The organism is Streptomyces sp. NPDC038707 (assembly GCF_040636485.1).
GTDB lineage: Bacteria > Actinomycetota > Actinomycetes > Streptomycetales > Streptomycetaceae > Streptomyces.
This window is the reverse complement of record NZ_JBEZUP010000053.1, coordinates 1-25,460: the sequence shown is the minus strand read 5'-3', so window position 1 is coordinate 25,460 and position 25,460 is coordinate 1. Positions and strand designations below refer to the sequence as shown.

The following is a 25,460-nucleotide window of genomic DNA, read 5'->3' as shown; positions in this document are numbered from 1 at the left end:
CCTCCTCACTCCAGGGCGGTCACGGGCCGGCCCAGCCGCCAGTCAAGACACGAGGCGTCCTCCCACGCCCCTTGTTCTGGCAGGCCGTGATGGGGGTCCATCACCGGCAGGTGCCCGGCCCGGTAACCGGGCGGCGGCGTCGGCTGGGCCAGCCGGTCCACCACCGGTGCGGTGATGCGGTGCTGCAACGTCCACTGGCGCAGCATCCGGTAACCGCCGTGCTCCATCGGGCCGGGCATGCCCAGCCGCTCACCCACGAAGGCGATCCAGCGCCGAGAGACCCAGCCCGGTGCACCATTGTCGAACTCCCGGCCCCAGCGGCGCTGCCGCTCGTACACGGCCATCGCCTCGGCGACGACGACGGCCTCCGGGTAGACGACCAGCGGCACCGCCCACCGCTGCCGCCCCGAGCCCAGCACCGCCTCCCGGCCGGCCCAGAGCGTCTCCGAGCCCATTTGGCGACCCTGCCACCAAGCTGCGGCCACCTGCAGCGCATCGGCCAGGAGCGCCCGCGCGTACGGCCCCACCCGCTGCTGCAGCCGAAGGCGCCGCCGATGCGCCCGCACCACCTCCTCCAGCCCGGCCAGAGCCACCTGGACAGGGCCGCCGCCGTCGGCGCTGCGCAGCCACCGGCCGTGCCGCATGCACACCTGCCACGGCTCCCCACCGGCCAGCACCACCGGCGTCACGAGATCATCGTGCCGGGCCAAGCACCCCGCACACGGCGCAAGCGGAGTCCACTGCACGGGCCAGGGCTCCACCCGCACCGACTGCCGACGGATGCGCCCCGTCGTCCCGGCGGCCAGCGTGGGCAGTGCGCGGCGCAGCTCCTGCGGCGTGCGCCAGGCCATCACCGCCAGCCGCGCGGCCGCCTGTTCACCAAGGAACACCTCCTGCGCCCACGGGTCCAGCTCCCGGGGCGGCCGATGCGCGCCTGCCTCCCGCAGCACGTCCTCCACGGACAGCCCATTGAGGTGGGCCAGCCGCCGGACAAAGGATGCCGCCGCCTCACCCGGCACCGGCTCCAACCCCACTGGTTTGGGCGCCGCCTCCCTGTCCATGCCCACCTCCCACCATCCCCGGACCGGGCCCTCCCGCCCCTCACCGCGGACAACGACCAGCCCCGACCTCGGTAACCCCCGGCAGGAGACCACCCCCATCGTGCCGCTGCTGAACACCTCCGTCACCCACGCGCTCGACCTCGCCGACGCGCGGCACTGGACACGACAACCCCCCAAACGCCCCATCGCACGCCTGCGCCACCTGCTGCACCACCACAGCCCCAGCGTCCTCGCACCGCGCCTGTTCGCCTATCCCCAGGCACTCACCCGATGGGCCGAGGGCGACCTCAACGACCTCACGTCCGCCCAGGCCACCCTCATCGAGCGCGAGATCTACCGCACCTGGCAGCCGGATGTCCGCCGCCGTGCCCATCAGCAGATTCTCGACCGCGGCGGCTGCGTCACCGCCCAGCTCCACGCCCGCTTCGCCTACACCACTCTCAACGGCGAATTCCACGACCCCCGCTTGCTGCGTCTGACCGAGGACCTGCCCGCCCTCCACGCCCGCCAGCTCTTCGACGCCCGCCACCACGACGCCGACGAAGACGAACTGCGCCGCATCCTCGCCGACGGCATCGGCGAGGCCTACTTCTTCCGCGCCCTGCCCGCCGACCAGCAGCAGGCCGCCGTAACCATCAGCGACCTGCATCTCATCCAGTTCCACTACTGAGTTAAGAGCCCGACCATGACCGTCATCTACGCCTTCCAAGACAGCAACGGACACTGGCACGGCGACCCCGACGCCCCCCTGCTCGACCCCGCCGACGAGCCCAGCCGCGGAACCCTCACCTACCAGCCCGTTCCCGGAACCCCCGAAGCGGCCAGCCCCTTCGTCGGACAGCGGCTCACCGTCCTGTACGGCATCACCGACCTGGAGGCCGGCCCCGTCACCTACCAACTCGACACCGGCGGCCGCTTCCTGGCCACATGGCATATCCACACCCTCCTCGCGTCCCCGATGGGCACCGCCCCCGTACCGTCCGACACGCCACGCGACCCTGCGCCGACGCCGCCCTGCCTGGAGTCCGCCTTCACCGAAGCGGGCCGCCGCTTCGTCCTGACCGGCACCCGCTGCGACAACGGACAACTCATTGTGAAACTCACCGTCACCAGCGAGCGGGGAGACCTTCAAGGAGAACTTCGCGGCGCCGTCACTGCGGACGACCTCGCGCCCCTGGCCCGTCTCCTGGACGCAGCCTCCCGCACCCACCCCGCGGCCGTTCCCCCGCCCCGTCAAGGCGGCGGATGGGCGCCCGCGGTCAGCGCCCGGCTCTCTGCCCGGTTCCGTCAGGAACCCGACTTCACCATCCTCGCTGCGGAGTTCGGCTGTTCTCGCGGCGCCATCTACGAAGAGCTCACGCGCCAGGGCCTGATCCGGTCTCCCGGATCAGGCCGCACCACCCCCGCCAGCCGGCCCCTCTCCGAAGCCATGCAGCAACGCCGCCAGATTCACCGCAACACCCACACGCGCTGGAGCGACGAAGAAGAACGGCGGCTGGCGCAGCGCTGCGCCGACGGAGTCCTGACCCCCGAACTCAGCAACGAGTTCGGCCGCACCGAACTGGCCATCGAGTCCCGGCTATTGAAGATCGCAGCAGTCGGCCCCGCCGCCGACCAGGCCCGCCTCAACGCCCTGTGACATCACCTCATTGCAAGCCCAATCAGATATCTGATCGGGCTTGCAATGAGGGGGAGCGTGCCGCTAGCGTCCTGTTGCGACATCACGCGAACCAGGGAGACGGACGTGGACGTGCTGCTGACTACGGGGCAGGCCGCCACTGAACTGGACTGCGCCATCACCACCCTGCGCCGCCTCATTCGCGCCGACGTCCTGCCCGGCCTCTCCCGCCGCGGAGTCCGCGTCATGATTCCCATCGACGTCGTCCAGGCGCTCCATCAGCGCCCGCACGCCCCGCTGCACCGCCTCGACACCCGGGAGATCGCCGTCCTACGCGTCGACGCGGCACGCCCCGTCGTTGAAAGCGACCGCACATGGATCGGCTATGCCCCCCATCTCGGCGCTGTTCACCTGCTCAAAAGCCTGCGTGGCTGGTGGCGATGCGATCCCGTCAGCGTCGCGGCCGGGGGAGTGCTGCCGGTGACCCTGTCCGGCTATGTCGTGGCCGTGTTGACGGGTCTGGAGCGGTGGGAGAGGAACGCTGAGGGCCGCTACGCCTTCCCCGACGCCCGCTTGGCCGGCTACGTCACCGACCTGGCCACCCCCCGGCTCGCGATCACTGCCCGCACCCACAGGGACCGAGAACTCGCCGAACTCCTGCTGGGCACACGGCTCGCCTCCCACTCCGGCGGAGCGATCGCCTACGTCCCCACGACCAGCACCGGCTGAACTGCCGGCCCGGACAAGGAAGCAACCGATGGACGCCCAGAGCTACAACGCCGGCCTCACCGAGCTGCGCACCGTGCGGGACCAGGTCAAGAAGGTCCGGGCGGAACTGGCGAGGCTGGAGGCCGACCGGGACAAGCGGATCGCCCACCTGGCCACCTATGCCAAGGCCAAGGCGGAACGGATCGCCCCGGCCGCCGGGCTGAGCGTGGCCGACGTCGTCGCCGTGGCGCCCACGCTGGCCCCCGACCACCTCGCCCAAGACGACGAGCCTGCCGCCCAGCCCGAGGACCAGGCCCCGGCCCCCGTGGACACCGGACCGCAACCGGCCGGCCAGCCCGGTGCGACGGCGCCCGCCATCCGCCCCGCCCACTCCCACCCCGAGCCCTCCGCGCCTCCGGCCGCCGCCCCGGCGACGCCTGCCGCGCCGCGCACCCTGCCCGGCATCCCCGAGGGCGAAGCCGGTGACGCCTGGTTCACGCACACCGCTGGCCTGGCCTCCACCCGCCCGAACTTCACCCAGCAGGCCCGCTCCACCGTCTTCCTCGACGCCACCACCGGCATCCTGGTCCACCGCCAGCAGACCCACCACCTCGACCTTGGCAACGCCACGGCCGCCGACATCCTCACCGCGGTCTTCCACACCGTCCCCGAGGGCGTGGAGCGGATCTACATCACCGCCGGCGACCCCTGGCACCGCGACGCCGACCGCTACCCCTACCTCCGTGATGCGGTCGCCGCCTGGCTCAACGCACCGATTCCGGGCTGGCGCACCGATACCGGCCGCGGCCGCGACCGCATGGCCGGCCACTTCGTCCACGCCCGTAATCCCGTCGGCCGCTACCAGCGCGACAACAGTGACCAGCATGTCGAGATCCGCTCGGTAGGGGAGTGGTTCGACACCGACGCCGATGACCCCGCCACCATCCGCGACGCCTTCGTCCTGCTGTGGCAGGCCCTGCGCCGCCACTGGAACGACGCCGTGATCATGGGCTCGCCCTCGCAGACCGGCCGCGACCTGTGGACCCGCACCATCCCTACCCGCGGACAGTACGCCGACGGCTTCCCCGTCCTGTCCGAGGAACTGCGCGGCCTGCTGCACGCCACCGCCGGCCAGGGCCGCAACGAACTCATCACGCCGCCCCGCGTCGCCGAGCAGCTGCCGCAGCTCGTCGAGTACGACCGGACCTTCGCCTACGCCAAGCACACCTGGAAGTCCCCGGTCGGCACCCCCCGCCGCATCACCGCCGCGACATTCGCCTCCTGGCCGGAGAAGGAGCAGATCCGCGCTCTGTACGGGTGCGGGCACTGGCAGGTCCGCGTGACCGTCCCCGGCACCTGGAACCACGTCGGCCTGCTGCCCGCCCCCGCCCCCGGCGACCGCGCCTGGCACTACCCGGCCAGCCCCGGCACCACCTTCACCACCTGGGCCGGCGGCCCCGAGATCCATACCGCCCTGACCAACCCCATCCAGCCATGGAAGATCGAAATCCTCGACGGCATCCTCTGGGAAGACGGCAAACCACTGGACGACTGGGCCAGGAGACTCAAAGAGACCTGGACCAACCTCTCCGCCCAGGCTCAATTCCACGGCGACCCGCAGCAAGCAAGGGCCGCCCACCTTGCCTCCCGTGCCGTACGCTCCATCCTGCTCTACGGCATCGGCGCCTTCGCCCAGCGCCCCCGCATGGTCACCGGCACCACCCCGCGCAGCATGGAACGCGACGTCCCCCCGGACGCCGAAATCATCTCCTTCGACGACGAGTGGATCACCTGGCACAAACCCACGGGGTTCAGCCGCGATCCCAACGCCCACCCCGAATGGGCCGCCGCCATCTGGTCCGCAGCCCGCGCCGCCCTGCTCACCCAACGCCACCGCGACGACAACACCTACGCCGGCGCCCTGCACACCCCGCCCGGCACCGTCGTCGCCTTCCGCACCGACGCCCTCTACCTCACCCAGCCCCAGAACTGGCCCTACCACCACCAGCCCGGCGACTACCTCCTGCGCGGCCACCTCACCGGCCCCGTACCGGCCCCCACCACCGAGGAAGAACTCCTTTCCCTACGGGACGCCGGACGCGCCGAACTCGCCCACAGCGCCGCCCAGGAGGCCTGATGCCACCCCGCCCACGCCGAGGCCGTAGCCCACAGCAGTGGCAGCCGAACGAGGCCGCACAACTCACCGACCGGCTGAGGACGGCCGGCTTCACCAAAAGGGACATCGCACGGATCATCGACCGCGACCCGTCCCTGGTCTCGCAGTTCTACACCAAGGGCAAAGGCGCAGCCTTCGTCCCGGCCCTGCGTCAAGTCCTCGCCGCGGTCGAAACCGGCGGCATCACCGACTTGCCCGAACTGGCGGCCATCGCCGGCCGTCACATCACCCGCCGCACCACAGCCTCCGGCACCCGCGCCCGGGTACGTACCAAAGCCGTCCTGATCACTCCCACCGGCACCGGCACCGGCCGCGCCGGCGCGCAGGCCATCGCCTCCGGCTCCGCCCGCCTGCGCCCCCTGATCGCCGAGGCCGCCCGCCAAGGCCTGCGCCTGGCATTCACCGTGCGCCTCGCCAAGACCGCCTACCTGCACCCTTCCGGCAGCCGCACCGACTCGCCCGGCATCCGCCGAGGCGTCATCCAGCGCGCCGACCACACCGAAGAACGCTCCTACGGCTCCGCCCAGACCGGCGGCTTCGCCGCCACCGACTTCGCCCGCCGGGTCGATGCCGCCGGCGGAGACGTCACCGCCGCCGTCCACCAGTGGCTCGTAGAAACCGGCCGCATCAGAGCGGATGCTCAGATCCTCCACCTCGAGGTACGCACCTGGCGCCCCCGTTGACCCGCTGAAGAGTGCGCCGGATACAGGTCGTCCGGAGGACCTGACGACTGCCACCGCCTCAGCTTCACCGGCAGCACCCTCGCCCCCCGGGGCAAGACCACAAGCCGCAGATGCCACCCCTGCGGAAGGCGGCGGTCAGACAGGGGTCCTCTTCGCTGCTGTGCTGCTCCGGGCCGGTGTCCACCCTGTCTTGTGATCGCTGCGGAGTGACAATCGTTCGGTTCGGGCACTCTTTCGAGGGACTGCAAGAACCCTGCCTCGCCTCTAGCCTGTTCTCATGTGAGTCACCCACCCTCTTGCATATGCAAAAAGCGGCAGGGGTGACTCGGGAATTGCTCTGCTCGAACAGGTGAGGTTCGGGCCGGTCTCGTTGACGGAAGTGGGTTCTGTCATGGACGTACGCAATGGCATCCGTGCGAGCGCGATCAAGGAAGCGAGGTGGGTCAAAAGCTCGGCAAGTCAGGGCGTGGGAAACTGCGTTGAGGTAACCGACGTGACCGGCGTCGGTGTAGCGGTGCGCAACTCCCGCTTCCCCCACGGACCCGCCCTGGTCTTCACTCCGGAAGAGATCAAGGCGTTCCTGGCCGGAGCCAAGTCGGGGGAGTTCGACCACTTCGCCGGCTGACGGCCAGGGCTTCGAGCTGAAGACGAATCGGCGGACGTACGGACTCCACGCTGGGATACTGGTGCGCCAGTTGACCAGTCTCGAGGAGTGCCGCATGTCCGCCGATCGTTATGGGCTGGCGTCGCAGTCCGTTCCGGCGCAGGAGGCCGACGTGTGCCGTGGTGCCGCGTCGCGCAACCTGGGCAACTTCCTGAGAGAGCTGCGCACCCGCAGGGGGCTGACGATGGCGCAGGCCAAACACGCCATCCGCGGGTCCGTTTCCAAGATCAGCAGACTGGAGCGAGGGGAGAGTCCTCCCAAGGAACAGGACGTGTGGGACCTCGCCCGTCTCTACGGTGCATCCGGCGGCGAGCTGCAGGACATCCACGACCTGCTGCGGCAGGTACGGCAGGAGACACGCGGCAGCCAGTTCTCGGACGTCACTCCGGACTTCCTGCGGCGCCTGATCGAACTGGAAAAATCCGCGGTCCACATCCGGGCGTACGAGAACTGCGTGGTCCCTGGCCTGCTGCAGACCCGGGAATACGCCAAGGCTGTGATCGAGGCCGCGATACCGGAGGCCGACGAGGTCACCGTCAGCCGGCACTTGCAGGTCCGCAAAGAGCGATGGGAGCTGTACAGCAACGCCCAGGACACCGAGATCACCGCCGTTCTCGACGAAGGGGTCCTGCGCAGGATGGTCGGAGGCCCAGAGATCATGCTGGGCCAGCTCCGGCACCTCAGTGTGGCTGCCGGCGAGGACATGCCGAATGTCAACATCCGGGTCATACCGTTCGACCGGGGGCTCAGCACGGCTCCTAGCTTCCCGATCACTCACCTGACCTTCAAAAACGGCGGCCCGCCGGAGATGGTGTACCTGGAATTGCTGGATTCCGCGAACTACATCACGGAGACGGCCAAGCTCGCCCAGTACCGGCTGGTCCTGGACAGGACACTTGACGCGGCGCTGGGGCGCAGGGAAAGCGTTGCCTTCCTCGAAAAAATGATCAAGGAAGTGGAGGCCCGCCTCCCGGCGTCGCGTTAACAGGCTGGGACTGGTGAGAGCCGGAACTCCCCTACGACGCGGTGTCCTTGGCCGGCATCAGCGGATGGGCACGCGGCCGACCCCGCCCCACTCGACCCAGTCGTCGGCCTTGGGGCGGGGCATGAGCTCACTGTCCGGCCGCCAGTCCGTGACATCACACAAGCCGGGGTCGATGATGTCCAGGCCCAGTGCGTCGAAGTAGGCGCGGACCTCGTCAGCTGTCCGGACGCGCCCCCACTTGCCGCCCGTGGCCCGGTCCATCAAGTCGGTCACCCGGTTGCGGATATCAGCGCGGTCGCTGACGAGTTGACAGATGACGAAGAAGCTGCCCGGCTTCAGCCGCGCCTTGACGGCGGCAAGCATCGGCAGCACGTCCTCGTCCTTGAGGCAGTGAACCACGGACACGAACAGTGCGGCGGTGCACTCGTCCTTACGGATGAGCCGCCTGACCTCCGGGGTGTCGAAAATCGCTTCCGTCTCCCGCATGTCTGCCCGTAACACCGCGACGCGATCATTCTGGTCCAGGCGGCTACGCCCATGGGCCAGCACGATCGGGTCGGTGTCCAGGTAGACGATCCGGCAGGAGCGGTCCACTCTTTGCGCCACTTGGTGGACGTTGTCCTGCGTGGGCAGGCCGGAGCCGTGGTCGAGGAACTGACGGATCCCGTACTCCTGGGCCAGGACCCGGACGACTCTGCGGAGGAACGCCCGGTTGTTGCGGGCGAGGACTTTCGAGCTCGGGGCGATGCGCAGCAGATCCTCGCACGCCTTTCGGTCGGCCGCGTAGTTGTCCACCCCGTCCAGCAGCCAGTCGTACATGCGCGCCACGCTGGGGGTCCGGGTGTCGATGGCGTCGGAAATGGGTTTCTCCTCACGGGTCATCGGCCCCCGGCGCGAGATCCGGCGAAGATCTGAGGGGCTGGAAACCCCCATGCTAGAGCGCTACTTGGCACACGTGCAGCCCCACACGCTCCTGATACAGGCCAATGAAGCAGCGGGCGAGAATCACCGATGAACCGGTAGCGAAAATATGCGCCGGCGTGAGCGCCGCAGCGCCCACGCCAGCGAGGCGCGCCGGTCGGCTGCCCGTGCGCACCCTACGGCGAACTGGAGCGGACTGGTGAGGAAAGCGTCCCCCGCGAGGACGCGGTGCACGGCGGGATCGGCTTACGCGGTAGGCAATGATCGGCTCGCCCACAGCGGCGGGCACGTCCATGAGACCGCACCCCGCAGCCGCCCGTCCCTACCCCTGCGCTCCCAGCGTCAGCAACTGCCTCGGCCGTCTGCTCCTTCCTCTACCTGAAGCCCCATGTGAGACATGGCCCGCACCAGACGACGACTGTCGACAAGCCTGCGACGGGCGCCGCAGAGCAAAGCACCGATGTCCCCCCTGTTCAGCCCCATCACCGTGGCGGTCTCAGACAGGGAGATACCGATATAGGTATGAAGCACCACGGCATCAGCCATCGCGGGGCGTAGAACGCAATGGGCGCAGGCAGGACGGCAAGAAGGACACAGTGCGCTGCCGGCAACTCGCTGACGGAGCAGTCCCCATGCCAAAGCGGCAGCGGACGGGCTGCTCAGAGCTGTCGTCCACACGAACGCGATATCGTCGAAGGCGGCACTTACGACGTCCGCTGCCGCGGTGCACCAGGGGATGCGAGCCTGCGCGTAAAGCAGGTAGAGCTCGTGGTAGTTCTCATAGAAGGCCCGGTAGTCCACACGCCGCGCTACCTCGGTGCGACATGCCCGGGAAGGTGGTATCACGTCCAGCTTCCTTCACTCGCTGGGACATTCGATGCCTCGCCCCTCCGCGACGAGACCCGCGGGTCTAGCCGAGAAGGAAGCCGCCGCGGGGGAAGTGGTGAGGGTCGGTGGAAAAGGTGCATCGAACGCCATCCCACAGATTCCTCAGAAGGCTCGGATCGGTTCGCAGTGCGCTCGCCAAGGCGGCGACGGTGTTCCAAGCGGGCACGCACCGGCCGAGCAGGATGGCTTCGAGCCTGTCCGCTGACACGCCTGTAAGGCTGGCCACCTCATCAAGCGGGGGCTGGCCCGCGGCCAGAAGCATCCCCCGCAGTGCCGCCGCCAGGCGGCCCGCCGCCTCCTCGACAGACGCCGGCGCTGGGCTGCTGGCCTGCAGGGACACCTGCCACAAAAAGTGAAGATCCTCGGAATGGCCGCCCAGTTGTTCCACCAGGCTCCGCATCCGGTCCCACGGCAGGACGTCCTTGCCCGCCAACGCGCGGTTCGCCTCGTCGAAGGAAAGCCCGGCGCGCACGGCAGCGGTGGCGACCTGCGCAGCCGAAGCGGTCCCAGGCAACTGCCTGAGGGCACCGACGAGCATGTCGGTTCCTGAGCCCAACCGCGCTGCGGCAGGAAGGCCTGTCGTCTGGCTGAGCGCCGAGGGGGCAACGTCCTGCGCAAGACGCCGCACACGCTGCGGATTCCACCGGGCCCGGGCCGACCTCTCGCTTACCCCCGCTGCAGCCGCCAGCTCGGCCCAGCCCTGACCACGCTCCAGGCGTTCCCGCACTGTGCTACCGACGAGGCATTCCGACAACCGCCCCAGGCGGCTGACCGTATCCAGTAACTCCCCTAAGGGGCCAGACAGTTCTGTGCTGAGCCGGCTGGTGAGCCGGTACATCTCTTCGATCAACGCAGCAGTAGCAATCTGCCCTTTGTCACCCGTCGAGATCTTCGCTCGGTCCCGTCGGCGCTGTGCCTGGCGACGACATCGTTCGCCGCAGTACAGGCGAGGCCGGCCGGGCCCCGTACGCTGAAGAAATTCGTGCCCGCAACCTGCACACCGGGCAGTCAGTGGCGCTTCCACGCCGCACCCTTCCTACTTCGCGTCCCTCGGGCCGCAGCCGAGCCGGCCGTGACCTGGGACTGCACTAGTGGCCGGCGGGGCCGAGGCGCCTTGCGGCGCCCTCGGCCCCGCCGGGTGATCAGGTGAGGCTGATCGGGCCGATCTGCACGATGGCTTCCACCAGGGGAAAGCCGGGCGTCACAGTGACTTGACCGGGTGTCGTCACCGTGCTGCCGCAGACCGCCAGGAATGCCAGAAGAATCACGATCAGGACCACAGTTGGCCGCAGCGGCACGGTTTGCAGCGCGGCACTCTGCGGGATACTGATGCAGGTAGCCGCGCGACCATTCACGTATTCGCGGCCTACCGGATTGAACATGGGTAGCTCCTTGTTCGATTATTGGCGGCCCCGGCTGCGGATTGCGCCCGCGCCGGGGCCGTTGTGCGCCCGTCGTGACCGACGGATGATGAGAATGTAGCCGAATCCGGAGGCCCCTTTGAAGCGATCCCGTCCACGCTTGCACTGTTTCCGTTGATGCAACACGCGATGGGAATGGATATGACGCAGAGTGAACAAGAATCCAAGCGTCACGGTTGACCGACTGCATATGCCAGAGAACTTTTCGTTTCCCTTTCGGGTCTCACGTCGATCGCCTCCTGTCATTTCCGGAGGAGAATGTGCGGCATGGGCCGTTCATGGCTGAGGGTGTAACCCATTGAGCTGGCTTTGGGGTGTCTGCTCATGACTCACCGGAGTCACTCGATCGGGTGGCCCATCCCGGGGAAGTACCGTCTTGGTCACCCTGCAAATGCAACAGGCAAAACGGGTAAATGGGACATCTGTGGGAGGTGGGAAGAGCGGAGCGGAAGGTGCTCGCCGCGTTTGCCCTCGCCTGCCAGGACACGCCGTCCCCCGCCAGTCTGCCCATCAAGGGCCGCCGAAGACTCGAACAACCGAAAGACGGCAACGTGCTTCGTTGCCCACCTCTAAAGTGGGCATCTCGTCCCTGAGTCCGGAAAGAGCCAAGCTTCAGCAACAGGTGACCCACATCCCCGGCTCAGCTCCGGGCCAGCTTCCTCGGGCAGGGCTGTGTTGCCACGTCAACTGAGCCTAGGGAAAGCAGACCTTGCCGAGTGCCCGTGGGGCAGGACCCAGGTCACCTCGTCGGTGTCCAGGCGGTGCTGCCAAGAGGTCAGCACGTGGCTGGCGACCAACCGGTCGAGAAGCTCGGCAGTCTGATGCGGAGAGTGGCCGCAAAGACGGGCCAGCACATCCATCTCGATGGTGTGCGCGGCGCGAGGCGACAGGTGCGCGGCCAGGACGAGCGCAACCAGCCGTACCGCGGGAGGCGTGGCACCTGGAAGGGCCGGCGGCCCGGGCCGCAGGGCCCAGTGAGCGGCCCGGCGCCGAGCAGTGCGGCCGGGCGCCTGGTCCCGGACCGCGGCATCGAGCAACTGCACCGTCACCGGTGCGGCCCTGAGGTCCGGTGGAAGCAACCAGCGGCCGTGAGCCAACTCCTCCCAGGCCTCGGTGCGTCCGTGCAGCCGCATGCCGCGCAGCAAGCCTGCGGGCAGCCGGACAAGACCGCGGGTGTCGGCCCGCAGTGCGCACTGCAGAGCCAGCAGCCGGCCGGCGGGAGAGGTGCACCTCGGAAGCGCGGTGGCCAGATAGGTGAGCATCTCCCGCACACGCATTCCTTCCTCCGCGGTGGGCCGGTGCACGCGGTGTGCAGCCGCGGCCGCAGCTGCAGGCGGTGAAGCGGGGGAGTGCGGAGTGCCGAGCACAGTGCAGGGGACGACGGAGGTGTTGCCGGTCGCGGCCGCGCAGGCCGCGCAGGTGTCGGCCAGCCGCCAGACGCGGCCGCCATCGTCGCGGGTGAGGGCCAGCAGGACAGGACCGGCGCACCCACGGTGACGCCGATGCCACAGGCAGCCAAGCGACCGGCACTGGCAGATCCGCAGATGTGCGGGCAGCGCCTCGGCGCGGGCGTGACAGGCCAGATGAGCCAGGGCGGCGGACCTTGCAGACGCCGCCGCAGGGGAAACCGTGTGATTGGTGCAGCGGACGCAGACCAGTGCAGGCCCACCCGGCCGCGGGCGCAATTCCACCGTCCAGACGCGCCGTACCGCGGCGCCGGCGAGCCTCATGGGCTGGCTCTCCTCCTGTCTTGTCCCTGGGACCGGGCTGCCGCACAGCGGGCACCCGGAGCGGACGTGCGTTCATGCAGACCAGTGCACCGTCACTGTCCGCGATCCTCCGAGGCAAATAGTGCAGAAGTCTGCACTGACAGGGCAGAGGTCTGCACCGTCGGATGGTGGAGTGACGATCATTCCGCCCGACCCCAACCTCACCGCCCTGCGAGTCGAACTCGCACGGCTACGGGGTCAGCGCGGATGGACCTTCGACGAACTCGCCGAACGCAGCGGCCTGGCCAGGCGCACCCTCATCGACCTCGAACACGGCCGCACCACCGGCAGCATCACCACCTGGCACGCCCTGGCCCACGCCTTCGACGTCCCCATCGAACGCTTCCTCACCTCACTGTGCGAAGGCCACCCGACCCCCGGCGCCCCACAGCCTTGACCCCCAACCACCGCAAGCCCCTCCCGGCGCCGACGAGAATCACTCGCACAGGCGAGACGCCCTCGAACGACAGAACCCCATCCCGGCCACACGTTCCCACCCACTGCGCCGATCGCGTGACATCCACGAAAGCCGCCACCACCGACCGGCGCGCCACCTGGCACGGTCGCCGCCATGCGCCCACACAACCCGCCCGCCGGCCGTCACTGGGACGGCAGCCCCCGCCATCTCCCTTCCCGCCGCTCCCTGCAGATCGCCACACACAGCCCGAGCCGACTCCTGCGCGCGGGCCAGACCGGCCGCTGCCGCCACTGCGGCAACCGCATCGACTGGTACCCGCGATCCGACGGCCGGCCCATCGCCCTGCACCCCGCGGAAGTGCCCACCACCAGCGTCTCCGCCGCCGGCCGCTGGCACCTCAGCAGCGGCGTCGCCTACCCCCACGATGACGGCAGCCGGTGGTGCCGCATCCCGCACGCCGCCCTCTGCCCCCACCAGCCCCCGGACCCGCACACCGCAAGCACCCCGCTTGCAACACTGCGCCGCGAACTCAGCCTGCGCACCAGACGCCTGATCGACACGGGCGCCTTCACCCCGGAAACCCACCCGCCCGCCACCGCAGGGCCGGCCGGACACAACGAGCGGCCCACCCGCCCCGTCGTCCGGATCCTTCTCATCAACTACCTCGCCGAAAGCCCCATCGACACCCTCCGCTGCGTCGCCCAGACCATCCACCGAGACCGCTGCACACACTCCCTGCCCGACCAGACCCCAGGACGCTGGGTCCTGCTGCCCACCCAGCCAGCCAGCGGTCAACTCACCCTGCCCGATACCAGCATGGCGGTCTACGACCTCAGCCACCTGCCCTACGCAGACCAACTACGCTGGCGCGCCCAACGCTGCACCATCCACGCCACTACCGCAGCCGCCGACTTGGCCCTGGCCGGCTGGGAGCCCTTCGACCCCCTCCTGCACGCCGATTACATCCGCACAACGCTGCCCACGCCCGCCCGGCACCATCCCCGCGCACGGTGACCGTCCCGCCGTATCGACCCCCGCCAGCACTCACAACGTCGCGCGGCGACGGATCTCCGGCCACCCACCCCGGCGCGCCACCTCGCTGAGGGCATCGCCAAAGCCGGGCTCCCCGCCGGTCTGCTCGCCGGCTAGGCCGCCGACTCGGTGCCCCGGCCGCCCACCGACACGATCACCACACCGAAAGCCGCACGCGACAAGGCAACTCCCGGGCCCCTCCCCGCCTGCCGTCCCGGCCGGCCTTACGGCCTACGCACGGTCCGAAGGCACCACTTCAAGAGAGCTCCGGCCGACCGACGATGCGTAGGAGCATGGCCGAACCACGCCGAGCAGCGCACTCGTACTCCGTCCACCAGTTGTTCGCGCACGCGAGCCCCGTACACCCTCACACCCGTCGGACAAGCCCCACCCCTCCCTGCAAGGAACTCTGAAATGAAGCCCACCGACGAGCAAACAGCCGCCCTGGACGCCTTCCGCGCCGGTGAACACCTCACCCTGCAAGCCGGAGCCGGCACCGGCAAGACCACCCTGCTGGCCATGCTCGCCCGCACAACTTCGCGCTGCGGCAAGTACCTCGCCTTCAACCGGGCCATCGCCCAAGAGGCCACCGCACGCTTCCCGCGCACAGTCCAGTGCAAGACCGCCCACGCGCTCGCCTACGCCGCCGTCGGACACCGCTACACCAGCCGCCTGAACGCCCCCCGCCGCCCCGCCTGGCAAGCCGGACAAGCCCTCGGCCTCACCAAAGCCATCCGTATCGGCGAACGCGACATCTCCCAACGCGCCCTGTCCAACGCCCTTCTGTGTACCATCACCCGCTTCTGCCATACCGCCGACGAGACGATCACCCACCACCACGTGCCGAAACTACGCGGCCTGGAAGACGCAGGCATGCACCGCGAACTCGCCACCCACATCCTGCCCGCCGCGCGGAAAGCCTGGACCGACCTGCAGAACCCCGACGACGGCCAGGTCCGCTTCGAACACGACCACTACCTCAAGATCTGGGCCCTCGGCCAACCGCGCATCGAAGCCGAGTACCTGCTCCTGGACGAAGCCCAGGACACCAACCCCGTCGTGGAGAAAGTCTTCCTTGCCCAGCGCGACCACGCCCAGCTCGTCATGGTCGGTGACTCAGCCCAGGCCATCTACCAATGGCGCGGCGCCAAAGACGTCATGACAGCCTTCAACGGCACCGGACTGACCTTGTCACAGTCCTTCCGCTTCGGACCCCGCCTCGCCGAGGAAGCCAACCGCTGGCTCCATCTGGCCGACGCCCCCATCCGGCTCACCGGCACCCCCACTGTGCCTACTGAAATCGGCCTCGTCACCAGCCCCGACGCCGTACTGTGCCGCACCAACGTCGGCGCCATGGCCCACGTCATGAACCTCATGAACACCGGACACCAGGTCGCCCTGACCGGGGGAGGAGACGCCCTCTACGCCCTCGCCCAGGCAGCACGCGACCTGAAAGAAGGCCACCGCACCCACCACCCCGAACTGATCCTCTTCCCCTCCTGGGGCGACCTGCAGGACTACGCCGCCCACGACCCCGCAGGACGAGACCTGCAACCACTGGTGAACCTCGTCGACACCCACGGCACCGACGCCATCCTTGCCGCCGTCACCCGACTCGTGCCCGAACCGCAAGCTCAGGTCACCATCTCCACCGCCCACAAAGCCAAAGGAAGAGAATGGCCCTGCGTACTCATCGCGGACGACTTCCCCCGCCCCAAAGAACACCAACCAGAAGACCCCAACAGCCCCGCAGCGCCACCCGACCCGATCGACGACGCCGAAGCCCGCCTGGCTTACGTAGCCGTCACCAGAGCCCACCAACGCCTGGACCTCGGCGGCCTGGCCTGGATCCATGAAACCCGTTGACGCAGACCAGCAGCCTGCTCAAGCCACTTCGACCAGACCAGCCCCAGCATGCCGGCCACCCGCAGTACCGACCGACTGGTGCAGTTCCTAAACCTGGCCACCCGCCTGCCAGCCTCCCATCGGACGACCAGCCGTATCATCCGCGTGCGATCTCGGTCTGAGATCTCCTGTATGGCTCGTCCGTGCTGAAGGCACCTTTCGCCGCCCGGGCTGCTGTTTGCCGTCCGTCATCGGCCACTCCACCCATAGAATCAGCCAGAACCCCCGCTGTACTGACCGCGCCGCCAATAGCCGCGCTGCTCCCGGGGAAATCGGCGGTCCTCTCTGTCCCGCCCTGCTTCGGACGCTCACCAGGAGTTGCACCAGCGCTGGTCCGCCCTCTGCCTGGTTGCCTGCACAGGTTGCTCTGCCGATGGGCGGCCGCCGAGGGTGGCTTGCTTCCCGGTGTCCTGTTGTCCGTGTCGTCCACTAGGGTTCATGATCGCGAACGCGGTGGTTGTATTCCCGTGGTCTGAGAGGGAGCGCGGGGGAGAGGCAACGGGGATGGGCTACACGATTCCGGGCTGGCTGGACGAGGTCTTGGACTTCATCGGTATCAACTTCCCGAACGTGGACGAGGACGACTATCGCGAAATGGCTGATGCCATGCGCGATTTCGCGGACAAGTTCGAGGGGCATGGCGCCGACGCGCACAAGGCCGTGTCCCGGATCCTGTCCTCCTCCCAGGGCTGGGCCGTCGACGCGATGGACAAGCACTGGAATCAGGTGAAGGCCGGTCACCTGGAGAAGCTTCCCGAGCTGGCTCGCCTGTTCGCCAACGCGTGCGACGCCCTTGCCGACATCATCTTCTGGATGAAGAGGAAGGCCGAGACCGAGCTGGCGGTCATGGCCGGCTCAGTGGGTCTGTCGATCGGGCTTGCCTGGGTGACCGGCGGTCTGTCAGCGGTTCTCGGTGCGGCTGAGATCACGGCCATGCGGCAGGCGGTCAAGCGGATCATCGATGAGGCTGCGGACCGGATCGTCGACGAGGTGATCGCCCAGCTCACCGAGCCGGTCAACGCCAAGCTGGAGGCGATGGTCGAGGACATGGTTCTCGACCTGGCGGATGACGCTTTCTCCATGCCGCCGACGGCCGGCAGCGGCGCCGGACACGATGCCAAGGGCGGGCACGGTGGAATGCAGCTCGCCTCAGCCGGCGGTGCGGGTGGCCAGAGCGGTGACGCGGGGAAGACCACCAAGATCGACCATGTCGAGTTCGAAAACGGTGCGGGAAAGGTCTCCCGACACGGTGACGAGCTGCACCTGGCCGCGAGTGCGCCACTGCGCCGGGCGCGGGGCGCGTTCGGGAAGAGTAAGGGCCGCGATCCGTTCACTCAGATCTTCGACACGGTGCTGCACGGCGCGCTCAAGGGCTCCGAGAAGGCGCTGAAGAGGATAGCCACACACATCACCAACACCGTCCCCGAGCGGGTGAAGGCAACCTCCCGCCTGCACAAGGGCATCGACCAGGACGTCCGGAGCAAGCTCGATGCCATCCGCCTGGGCGACAAGAGCGGCGGCACCGGCCGAGACGGGCTGCCGGGTGTCCCCGGGCAGCACAGGAAGTCCGGTGACGCCTACGGCAAGCCCTCCCCGCTCACCGGCGCGAAGGACGACCCGCGGCGCCATGCGATCCCGTTGACGAACAAGACCTGTGAGAACGACCCGGTCGATGTCGCGACCGGAGAAATGACGCTGCCGTGCACCGATCTTTCGCTGCCCGGTGTCCTGCCGCTCGTTCTGCGCCGTACGCACCTGTCGGACTACCGGTACGGGCAGTGGTACGGCCGCAGCTGGGCCTCCACCCTGGACGAGCGCCTCGAACTCGACCCACTGGGGCAGGGCGCGGTCTGGGCCCGCGAGGACGGCTCGCTGCTCGTCTACCCCCGTCTGCCCGCGGCGGACGACGCAGCGGGAGTGATGCCGCTCGAGGGCCCGCGCCTGGCGTTGCGGCATGACGGTGACGACAACGGCACGATCACGTACTGCATATCCGACCCGGCCGGCGGATGGACACGTTCGTTCACCGGGAGCCCCTACTTCGCCTCGCCCGCCTACTGGCTCACCGCGATCGAGGACCGCAACGGCAACCGGATCGCCTTCCACCGCGACGGCAACGGCGCCCCGGCTGCCGCCTCGCACAGCGGCGGCTACCAGGTGACTTTCTCGGTCTCCGACGACCGGATCCAGAAACTGGCCCTGCGCACTCCCGAGGGGCCGCACTCGGTGCTGCGCTACGGATACGCCCCACAGGGCAACCTGGAGACCGTCATCAACTCCAGCGGACTGCCGCTGCGCTACACCTACGACGGCACTCGCATCACGGCCTGGACCGACCGCAACGACTCCACCTTCCGCTACGTCTACGACGACGAGGGACGCGTCGTGCGCACGGTCGGCCCGGACGGCATCTTGTCCTCCACCTTCGCCTACACCCGGCACCCCGACACCGGCGACAAGATCACCCGCTACACGGATTCCACCGGTGCCACCAGCACCTACTACCTCAACAGCGCGCTGCAGGTCGTCGCCAAGACCGACCCGCTGGGACACACCACCCACATCCGCTACGACGACCACGACCGGATACAGGCCCATACCGACCCCCTGGGTGCCACGACGTACTACGAGCGCGACGCACGCGGCAACCTGACCGGCCTGCGGACCGCTGACGGGGCCTTCACACACGCCGTCTACAACGAGCGGGACCTGCCCGTCACCGTCACCGAACGCGGCGGTGCCACCAGCCACTTCGAATACGACACCCGAGGCAACCGCACGGCCGCCGTCACTCCCGACGGTGCCCGCACCGAGTACACCTACAACGACCTGGGACACGTCATCGCGATCCGCAATGCGCTCGGTGACGTCACCCGGATCACCACCAACGCGGCCGGCCTCCCGATCGGCATCACCGCCCCCAACGGCGCCACCACCACCCTGGTCCGCGACCCTTTCGGCCGCGTCACCGAGGCCACCGACCCCCTGGGCAACACCCTGAACCAGGGATGGACCACCGAAGGACGCCTCGCGTGGCGGGAACTGCCCGACGGCAGCCGGGAGGAATGGACGTGGGACGGCGAAGGCAATCTGACCAGCCACACCGACCGCATGGGCCGCACCACCCACCACACTGTCACCCACTTCGACAAACCCTCCGCCACCACCACAACCAACGGAGCCGACTACCGCTTCACCCACGACACCGAACTACGCCTCACCGCGGTGACCAACGCCGCCGGGCTGCAGTGGACCTACACCTACGACGCTGCCGGCCGCCTCACCTCCGAGACCGACTTCGACGGCCGCACCATCACCTACGAGCACGACGCGCTCGGACGCCTGACCCGCCGCACCAACGCCGCTGGGCAAACCCTCACCTTCGAACGTGACATCCTGGGCCGGGTCACGCACCTGCGCCATGACGACGGCTCGACCTCCACCTTCACCCGCGACGACAGCGGCCATGTCACCCGCATCACCAACCCCCACGCCACCATCGACCTGACCCGGGACACCGCCGGCCGCATCATCTCCGAGACCGTCAACGGCGCCACCACCCGCTACGCCTACGACCCACTCGGCCGCCGCACACACCGCCAGACCCCCACAGGCGCCACCAGCACCCTCACCTACGACACCAACGGCCTGGCCTCCTACACCAGCGGCGAGCACACCTTCGCCTTCGAACGCGACGCCCTCGGCCGCGAGACCACCCGCACCCTGGACGGAACACCCACCCTGCACCACACCTGGGACAGCGTGGGCCGCATCCTCACCCAAACCCTGCCTACCCCCCAGGACGGCCCGATCGAGCGGTCCTTCACCTACCAGCCCGACGGCACCCTCACCCGCGTAGAGGACAGCCTCACCGGAGAACGCACCTACACACTCGACGCCGCCAGCCGAATCACCGCCGTCCACGCCCGCGGCTGGAGCGAAACCTACGCCTACAACGCCGCAGGCGACCTCACCCACAGCTCCCTGCCCGAACCCGCCCCCGGCCAGCACCACACCGGCCCCGTCCACTACACCGGCAGCCGCCTGACAACGGCCGGACGCACCCACGACCACTACGACGCCCAGGGCCGCGTCATCCGCCGCCAGACCACCACCCTCAGCGGCAAGACCCTCACCTGGCACTTCACCTGGAACGCCGAAGACCGCCTCACCCACGTCACCACACCCCACCACGGGCGCTGGCACTACCTCTACGACGCCCTGGGCCGCCGCATCGCCAAATGCCGCCTGGACGACAACGACCGCGTCCTCGAACGCATCACCTACACCTGGGACGGCGCCCAGCTCGCCGAACAGCACACCGACGGCATAGCCCTGACGTGGGACTACCTGGGGCAGCACCCCCTGGCCCAACGCGAAACCAAAACCGCTGGCCAGCAGGAGGCCATCGACCGGCGCTTCTTCGCCATCGTCGCCGACCTCTCCGGCGCCCCCAGCGAACTCATCGCCCCCGACGGAACCATCGCCTGGCGCGCCCGCAGCACCGCCTGGGGAGCTACCCAGTGGAACCGCGACTGCACCGCCTACACCCCCCTGCGCTACCCGGGCCAGCACTTCGATCCGGAAACCGGCCTGCACTACAACGTCAACCGCTACTACGACCCCTGCCTGGGCCGCTACCTCACCCCCGACCCGCTCGGACTGGCTCCCTCCGCCAACCACTACGCGTACGTCCCCAACCCCTTCACCCTCACCGACCCGCTCGGACTCGCCGGGTGCACCGCCGACCCCACCTGGGGCGGCAAGGTCGTGTGGATACGGGACGAACACGGACGGCCCTACGAAATGCACGCCACCATCACCCGCGACATGATCGGCCAGGGAACCGACGCCAACGCCGCCCTGCGTCCGCCCGGCTTCGTCCATGGCACCAGGCACAACCAGGCACGCGGACACATGCTGGCACAGGTACTCGGCGGCTCCGGAGACACCCTGGACAACCTCTTCACCATCACCCAGAACCCCACGAACTCCCCGCACATGAGAGATCTGGAACTGCAGATCCGGGACGCCGTCCTGGGCTCGGACGACCGACCCGGAGAGATCGTTCAGTACAGCGTCTATCTTGAGTACACGGACGACGAGAAGACCTCTGTACCGAAGTGGATCACCATGGAAGCCGACGGCAACCGCGGCTTCCACCTCGCAGCAGACCTCGAGAACCCAGACCACGCCGCACAGCAGATCCGACGCAGGGACGGAATCGAATGAGCCCTCTTGAGCGCCTCACAGAACTCTGCCCCCCACCCCCCACCGAGCAGCCACCGGTGGACTGGCCGAGCGTCGAATCCAGACTCGGCCTGCGCCTTCCCGAGGACTACAAGAGGCTCACCGCGACCTACGACCCGGGACGCTTCGCGAACTACCTCTGGATCTACGACCCCCGGCACACCTCGGTCCACGTCAACCTCGTCGGCCCCGCGACCGAACACATTCGGGAACAAATGCATTCAGACCACGCACAGGGAATCTACCCATCACCTGTTAGCCCAGAGCTGCTCCTGCCCTGCGGTGCAACAGACAACGGCGAATATCTCTTCTGGGTCACCACCCCCCGGGACGACCCGGATGCCTGGACGATCGCCGTCAACGAGGCACGCGGACCACGCTGGTTCACCTACGACGGCAACCTGACCCAGTTCCTGGCCTCCGTCCTCGGCGGCGACACCACCGTCCCACAGTTCCCCAAGGACCTCCTCCAAAGCGGTACCAGCTTCGAGCCCTCGCGCCTGAACGAGTGGTCCCCGCCCCTGCCACCAGTTCGTCCCCCCACCGACCCCGAGGCCATCCGAGCATGGGCGCGCGCGAACGGACACGACGTCCCGATGCGCGGACGCATTCCCGCACGAGTCCGACAAGCATGGGAACAAGCGCACAGAAACAACTAACCACAGCAAACCGTCGGTCATCGAGCAACGGTCGCACCAAAACACGACGACCAGGCAGTGGACCAAGACGCCAGGGGCCAACAGGGCCGCGTCCGGCAAGCCACAGCGAAAACCTATGCCTCGGTCCTGTATACCGCCGCGACTGAGCCACGCGGTGCCGGTCGCAGGGCCGACATCGCGCCCGGCCGCCGGCCGGCCGTGGACGTCGACAACGCCGACCAAGCCCGACCGATGCACCTGCAGGCCATCGCTCGTATCCCCTGACCGGGTAGACGTCACGGTTTTCCGGGCGTGTCGTACGGAGCCCTCGCTACGAAGAGCACGACCAGTGATCTCCTCCGTCGTGCGCTTCGTCCGGACCGCCGCCCTCGCGACCCTGCTCGTCCCCGCCACCGCCCATGCCGCCCCGACCACCGGTACCGCCGGGCGTGTCCCCGGCCGGACCGTCACGCTGCCGGTGCGTGATGCCCTGGCCGCCCTGCCCGTCCGCGATGAGGACCGCACCGGGTATGAGCGCACCAAGTTCAAGCACTGGGTCGACGCCGACAAGGACGGCTGCACCACCCGGGCCGAGGTGCTGAAGGCCGAGGCCGTGATCGCGCCCGAGCAGGGCACGCGCTGCGCGCTGACCGGGGGAGAGTGGTACAGCCCGTACGACGACCGCTACATCGCCGGACCCAGTGGCCTGGACATCGACCACCTGGTCCCGCTCGCCGAGGCCTGGGACTCCGGCGCCTCTACCTGGTCGCCGGCGGAGCGGCAGTCCTACGCCAACGACCTCGGCGACGAGCGGGCGCTGATCGCGGTGTCGGCCGCATCGAACCGTTCGAAGGCAGACCAGGACCCGGCCACGTGGCTGCCGCCGGCCACCGGCTACCGCTGCCAGTACGCCACCGACTGGGTCGCCGACAAGACCCGCTGGAACCTCAGCATCGACCTCGGAGAGGAAGCCGCCGGTCGACGAGTCCCGCCTGGACCAGCGCAAGCAGGAACTGATGTCGTGGATGGCAGAGCAGACTGAGGTCAGCCCCGAAGAAGACCCGGTAGTGCGCACTACAGCGCGTATGCCGCCAAGGACCGGTCGGGAATGGCAGGGGCCGCACAGGCGCAGCGAGCGTCCGCTCAACGAGGTGGTCTTCCTGACCGTTGCTGAAGTGGCGTCCGTTATGCGCGTCTCGAAGATGACGGTCTATCGCCTGGTCAACTCGGGGCATCTGCCGGCCATCCGAGTCGGGCGATCTTTCAGGGTCCCCGAGCAAGCTGTCCATGCGTACCTGCGGGACAGCGCGGTCGAGACCGTCGGGGTTGAAGAGGTTCCCGATAGCGCTGAAACCATGGAGCGGCCCTGACACCCGAGTGATCATTTTTTCTCGCGCCCGGAGCCCGGCCGAGCGCACCATGTCCTCGGCTGGGTGAACATCCCGGCCTGGTTGAACCGTGTGTCGCCCGTGGACGTCGACCAGGGCATGAAGCCGATCAGGGATGAACACGTTGCGGAACCAGGGCTCGTCGTCGTAGACGTCGCGGCCGCGGACGACGCCACCGCTTTCGCTCTCCAAGAGGCGCTCGCCGAACGCTGGGCGACGGCGACAGACGACCGGACGACCAGGACACCTGGCGAGCCGGGCGTACGACTGCGCTGCTTCCTCGACCTGCGCCAGGAGCTTCCCGCCGCGGCCGCCCCGTCGACGGGTCCGACCGTGGCGTAGGGCTCACGGCGAGGCGTCGTCCTTGCCGAACAGCGGTACCTGCGTCACGTCGATATCCGTGCGGATGCGGTGCGGCCGGACGGGGTGCCTCCACCGCCCGGCGCTGTCCCGGGCGACGCCGACGGCCACCTCCATCACCACGTCGGGCTCCACCAGGAGGACATCGAGAGCGCGCTGTGTTCCCCAGCCCGCCGAGAACGTCAACCCCTGCCACGGATGCGCACCCGTCGGCGAGACCAGCAGATCGGCCAGGGCGCGGCCGGCGGCCTGGGACAGTGTGGTGCTGCGCCCGGTGTACTGCAGGCGGCCCGCTGCGTCGTAGCGTCCAAACAGCACCGTCCGGGGCGCCGCGAGGGAACCGGTGACGGCACCGACCACCGCTTCGGTGGTGGCCCGCACCTTGTACTTCCGCCACGATCGAGCGCCCCGGACGTAGGGCTCGTCCAGCCGCTTGAAGCACAGCCCCTCCAGCCCGGCCGCCTTCCACTCCAGCCATCCGCGTGCCGTCGCCGGATCGGTCGTCGACGGGTACAGCGTCAGCGGCGCCTGAAGACCGTGGTCCGCGAAGAGCGCCTCCAGCCCCGCGCGCCGCCGCGTGTACGGCCAGTCGGTCAGGCTCGTCCCGGCGTGGAGAAGGTCGAAGATGACGTAGTGCGCCGGCCATTGGCGTGCCGCCTTCGGCGGCTCCGGTCCCGCGCCGGGTAAGGCGCTGCTGGAGCCGCTCGAACGCAAGCCGGACTCCCGCACCACGAGCTCACCACCGTCCAGGCCGGTGCCCGCTGGCAACTATGCGAGGGCGGCCGCGCAGAACTCAGGGAATGAGCGGGTCATGTCCGTGCCCTGCCTCAGCACTCGCCCGCCCGTGTGCACGGCGAGCTGGGCGCCCGCCGCCAGGAGCAGCAGACCGTGTTGGCCCGGTGCTGAAGCGGGGCCACGGTCAGCGCAGTCAGTAGTGTTCTTCCCGGTAGATGCCGTCGGTGTCGGTTCCGTGGCTCCAGCCGCTGAAGTCCGTATTCGCCAGCTCCATGTTGATCAGGAAGGATCCGGCTGCGGCGAGTGTGATCCTGAACGGCTCGCCGTCATCGTCGGGGTCGTTGTTCACGGCGAGCAACGGGAGCTCTGCGGAGGTCAGGGCGCGCTGGTCGGCGATGAAGATAAGGGTGCTGTGGGGCCGGTCTTCGTCATCGCGGCCGATCCGCGCCTTGATCTGCTCTGCGGTGAAGCCCACGTAGTCACCGTTGTCGATGACCGTGAGGGAGCCGTACCGCTCTGGTTTTTTCTCCAGGGCCTGGAGCAGGCCGGCCCAGGCGTCTGGCTGGTCGAAGGACGTCCGTACCAGGAGCGGCCCGGCGGCGTCCTCGATGGTGAAGGAGGCCGGTTCCGGCTCGGCACCCGTACGTTCGCCGGGGATGACCTGGATGAGGAAGCGGGGCTTCCTGTCGTCCGAGGAGCGGTCTTTGGCGTGGACGCGGATCAGGTAGGGGCCGGCCCCTTCGGTGGCCAGATTCTCTTTGCGGACAGGCTCGTATCCGCTGTCGCACAGGGCGAGGAAGCCGGTCGTGGAGATCAGGGTGATCTCTTCGACCTCGTCCC

22 protein-coding genes and 1 pseudogene are annotated in these 25,460 nt (G+C 68.7%); 15 read left to right on the top strand and 8 right to left on the bottom strand.

The features are described 5' to 3' along the window. Positions 1-5: 5 nt before the first annotated feature. Positions 6-1,061, bottom strand: coding sequence for a TniQ family protein (locus AB0E62_RS37855; RefSeq protein WP_362204952.1), 1,056 nt, complete (start codon positions 1,059-1,061; stop codon positions 6-8). A 100-nt stretch (positions 1,062-1,161) separates the two neighbouring features. On the opposite strand from AB0E62_RS37855, the gene AB0E62_RS37850 reads away from it, so the two are divergent. From AB0E62_RS37850 to AB0E62_RS37820, 7 genes are all read left to right on the top strand, one after another. Further along, the gene (locus tag AB0E62_RS37850) at positions 1,162-1,731 is read left to right on the top strand and encodes a hypothetical protein (RefSeq protein ID WP_362204949.1); all 570 of its coding nucleotides are present in this window, start codon (positions 1,162-1,164) and stop codon (positions 1,729-1,731) included. Positions 1,732-1,746: 15 nt separating this feature from the next. After that, positions 1,747-2,700 (top strand): hypothetical protein, encoded by a 954-nt coding sequence (locus AB0E62_RS37845; RefSeq protein WP_362204946.1) that lies wholly within the window; start codon positions 1,747-1,749, stop codon positions 2,698-2,700. 105 nt (positions 2,701-2,805) lie between these two features. Then, entirely contained in the window at positions 2,806-3,408 is a 603-nt protein-coding gene (locus AB0E62_RS37840) for a DNA-binding protein (RefSeq protein WP_362204943.1), read from the top strand. 28 nt (positions 3,409-3,436) lie between these two features. Then, complete coding sequence (locus AB0E62_RS37835; protein WP_362204940.1) at positions 3,437-5,524, top strand: hypothetical protein; 2,088 nt, start codon at positions 3,437-3,439, stop codon at positions 5,522-5,524. After that, positions 5,524-6,246, top strand: a complete 723-nt coding sequence (locus tag AB0E62_RS37830) for a helix-turn-helix domain containing protein (RefSeq protein WP_362204937.1) — start codon at positions 5,524-5,526, stop codon at positions 6,244-6,246. The genes AB0E62_RS37835 and AB0E62_RS37830 overlap by 1 nt, the downstream gene beginning before the upstream one ends. A 391-nt stretch (positions 6,247-6,637) precedes the next feature. Further along, positions 6,638-6,871: a DUF397 domain-containing protein gene (locus AB0E62_RS37825; protein WP_359415561.1), complete on the top strand. Its 234-nt coding sequence runs from the start codon at positions 6,638-6,640 to the stop codon at positions 6,869-6,871. A gap of 94 nt (positions 6,872-6,965) precedes the next feature. After that, positions 6,966-7,895, top strand: coding sequence for a helix-turn-helix transcriptional regulator (locus AB0E62_RS37820; RefSeq protein WP_362204934.1), 930 nt, complete (start codon positions 6,966-6,968; stop codon positions 7,893-7,895). Positions 7,896-7,952: 57 nt separating this feature from the next. Here AB0E62_RS37820 and AB0E62_RS37815 read toward each other — a convergent pair whose 3' ends face one another. The 5 genes from AB0E62_RS37815 to AB0E62_RS37795 all read right to left on the bottom strand — a co-directional run bounded on the left by AB0E62_RS37815 (position 7,953) and on the right by AB0E62_RS37795 (position 12,396). Beyond that, entirely contained in the window at positions 7,953-8,777 is an 825-nt protein-coding gene (locus AB0E62_RS37815; protein ID WP_362204931.1) for an SAM-dependent methyltransferase, read from the bottom strand. A gap of 381 nt (positions 8,778-9,158) precedes the next feature. Then, complete coding sequence (locus AB0E62_RS37810) at positions 9,159-9,617, bottom strand: hypothetical protein (protein ID WP_362204928.1); 459 nt, start codon at positions 9,615-9,617, stop codon at positions 9,159-9,161. A 109-nt stretch (positions 9,618-9,726) separates the two neighbouring features. Then, a complete protein-coding gene (locus AB0E62_RS37805) occupies positions 9,727-10,242 on the bottom strand; it encodes a helix-turn-helix transcriptional regulator (RefSeq protein WP_362204926.1) in 516 nt (171 codons plus the stop codon). Between the two features lie 604 nt (positions 10,243-10,846). Then, a complete protein-coding gene (locus AB0E62_RS37800) occupies positions 10,847-11,086 on the bottom strand; it encodes a hypothetical protein (RefSeq protein WP_362204924.1) in 240 nt (79 codons plus the stop codon). A 722-nt stretch (positions 11,087-11,808) separates the two neighbouring features. After that, entirely contained in the window at positions 11,809-12,396 is a 588-nt protein-coding gene (locus AB0E62_RS37795) for a hypothetical protein (protein WP_362204921.1), read from the bottom strand. A gap of 631 nt (positions 12,397-13,027) precedes the next feature. Here AB0E62_RS37795 and AB0E62_RS37790 point away from each other — a divergent pair. The 8 genes from AB0E62_RS37790 to AB0E62_RS37755 all read left to right on the top strand — a co-directional run bounded on the left by AB0E62_RS37790 (position 13,028) and on the right by AB0E62_RS37755 (position 23,867). Beyond that, a complete protein-coding gene (locus AB0E62_RS37790) occupies positions 13,028-13,291 on the top strand; it encodes a helix-turn-helix transcriptional regulator (protein WP_362204918.1) in 264 nt (87 codons plus the stop codon). A gap of 174 nt (positions 13,292-13,465) precedes the next feature. After that, entirely contained in the window at positions 13,466-14,326 is an 861-nt protein-coding gene (locus tag AB0E62_RS37785) for a DUF6083 domain-containing protein (RefSeq protein WP_362204915.1), read from the top strand. A gap of 432 nt (positions 14,327-14,758) precedes the next feature. Then, on the top strand, positions 14,759-16,210 hold the full coding sequence (locus AB0E62_RS37780) for a UvrD-helicase domain-containing protein (protein ID WP_362204912.1): 1,452 nt from the start codon (positions 14,759-14,761) through the stop codon (positions 16,208-16,210). A gap of 543 nt (positions 16,211-16,753) precedes the next feature. Then, positions 16,754-21,481, top strand: a complete 4,728-nt coding sequence (locus tag AB0E62_RS37775; RefSeq protein WP_362204909.1) for an RHS repeat-associated core domain-containing protein — start codon at positions 16,754-16,756, stop codon at positions 21,479-21,481. Positions 21,482-21,537: 56 nt separating this feature from the next. Then, complete coding sequence (locus AB0E62_RS37770; protein ID WP_362204906.1) at positions 21,538-22,158, top strand: histone-like nucleoid-structuring protein Lsr2; 621 nt, start codon at positions 21,538-21,540, stop codon at positions 22,156-22,158. A 328-nt stretch (positions 22,159-22,486) separates the two neighbouring features. Then, positions 22,487-23,179 carry an HNH endonuclease family protein gene (locus AB0E62_RS37765; protein ID WP_362204903.1) on the top strand — a complete coding sequence of 231 codons (693 nt, stop codon included), beginning with the start codon at positions 22,487-22,489 and terminating at the stop codon, positions 23,177-23,179. Positions 23,180-23,222: 43 nt separating this feature from the next. Next, entirely contained in the window at positions 23,223-23,507 is a 285-nt protein-coding gene (locus tag AB0E62_RS37760) for a helix-turn-helix domain-containing protein (protein WP_362204970.1), read from the top strand. A gap of 90 nt (positions 23,508-23,597) precedes the next feature. Continuing rightward, positions 23,598-23,867 (top strand): DUF6207 family protein, encoded by a 270-nt coding sequence (locus AB0E62_RS37755; RefSeq protein WP_362204967.1) that lies wholly within the window; start codon positions 23,598-23,600, stop codon positions 23,865-23,867. A 3-nt stretch (positions 23,868-23,870) separates the two neighbouring features. Here the strand turns inward: AB0E62_RS37755 and AB0E62_RS37750 are convergent, their stop codons facing one another. Together AB0E62_RS37750 and AB0E62_RS37745 are read right to left on the bottom strand one after the other, a co-directional pair. Next, entirely contained in the window at positions 23,871-24,653 is a 783-nt protein-coding gene (locus tag AB0E62_RS37750; RefSeq protein WP_362204900.1) for an ATP-dependent DNA ligase, read from the bottom strand. Between the two features lie 160 nt (positions 24,654-24,813). Beyond that, positions 24,814-25,460: pseudogene (locus AB0E62_RS37745) on the bottom strand (hypothetical protein); the annotation flags it as partial.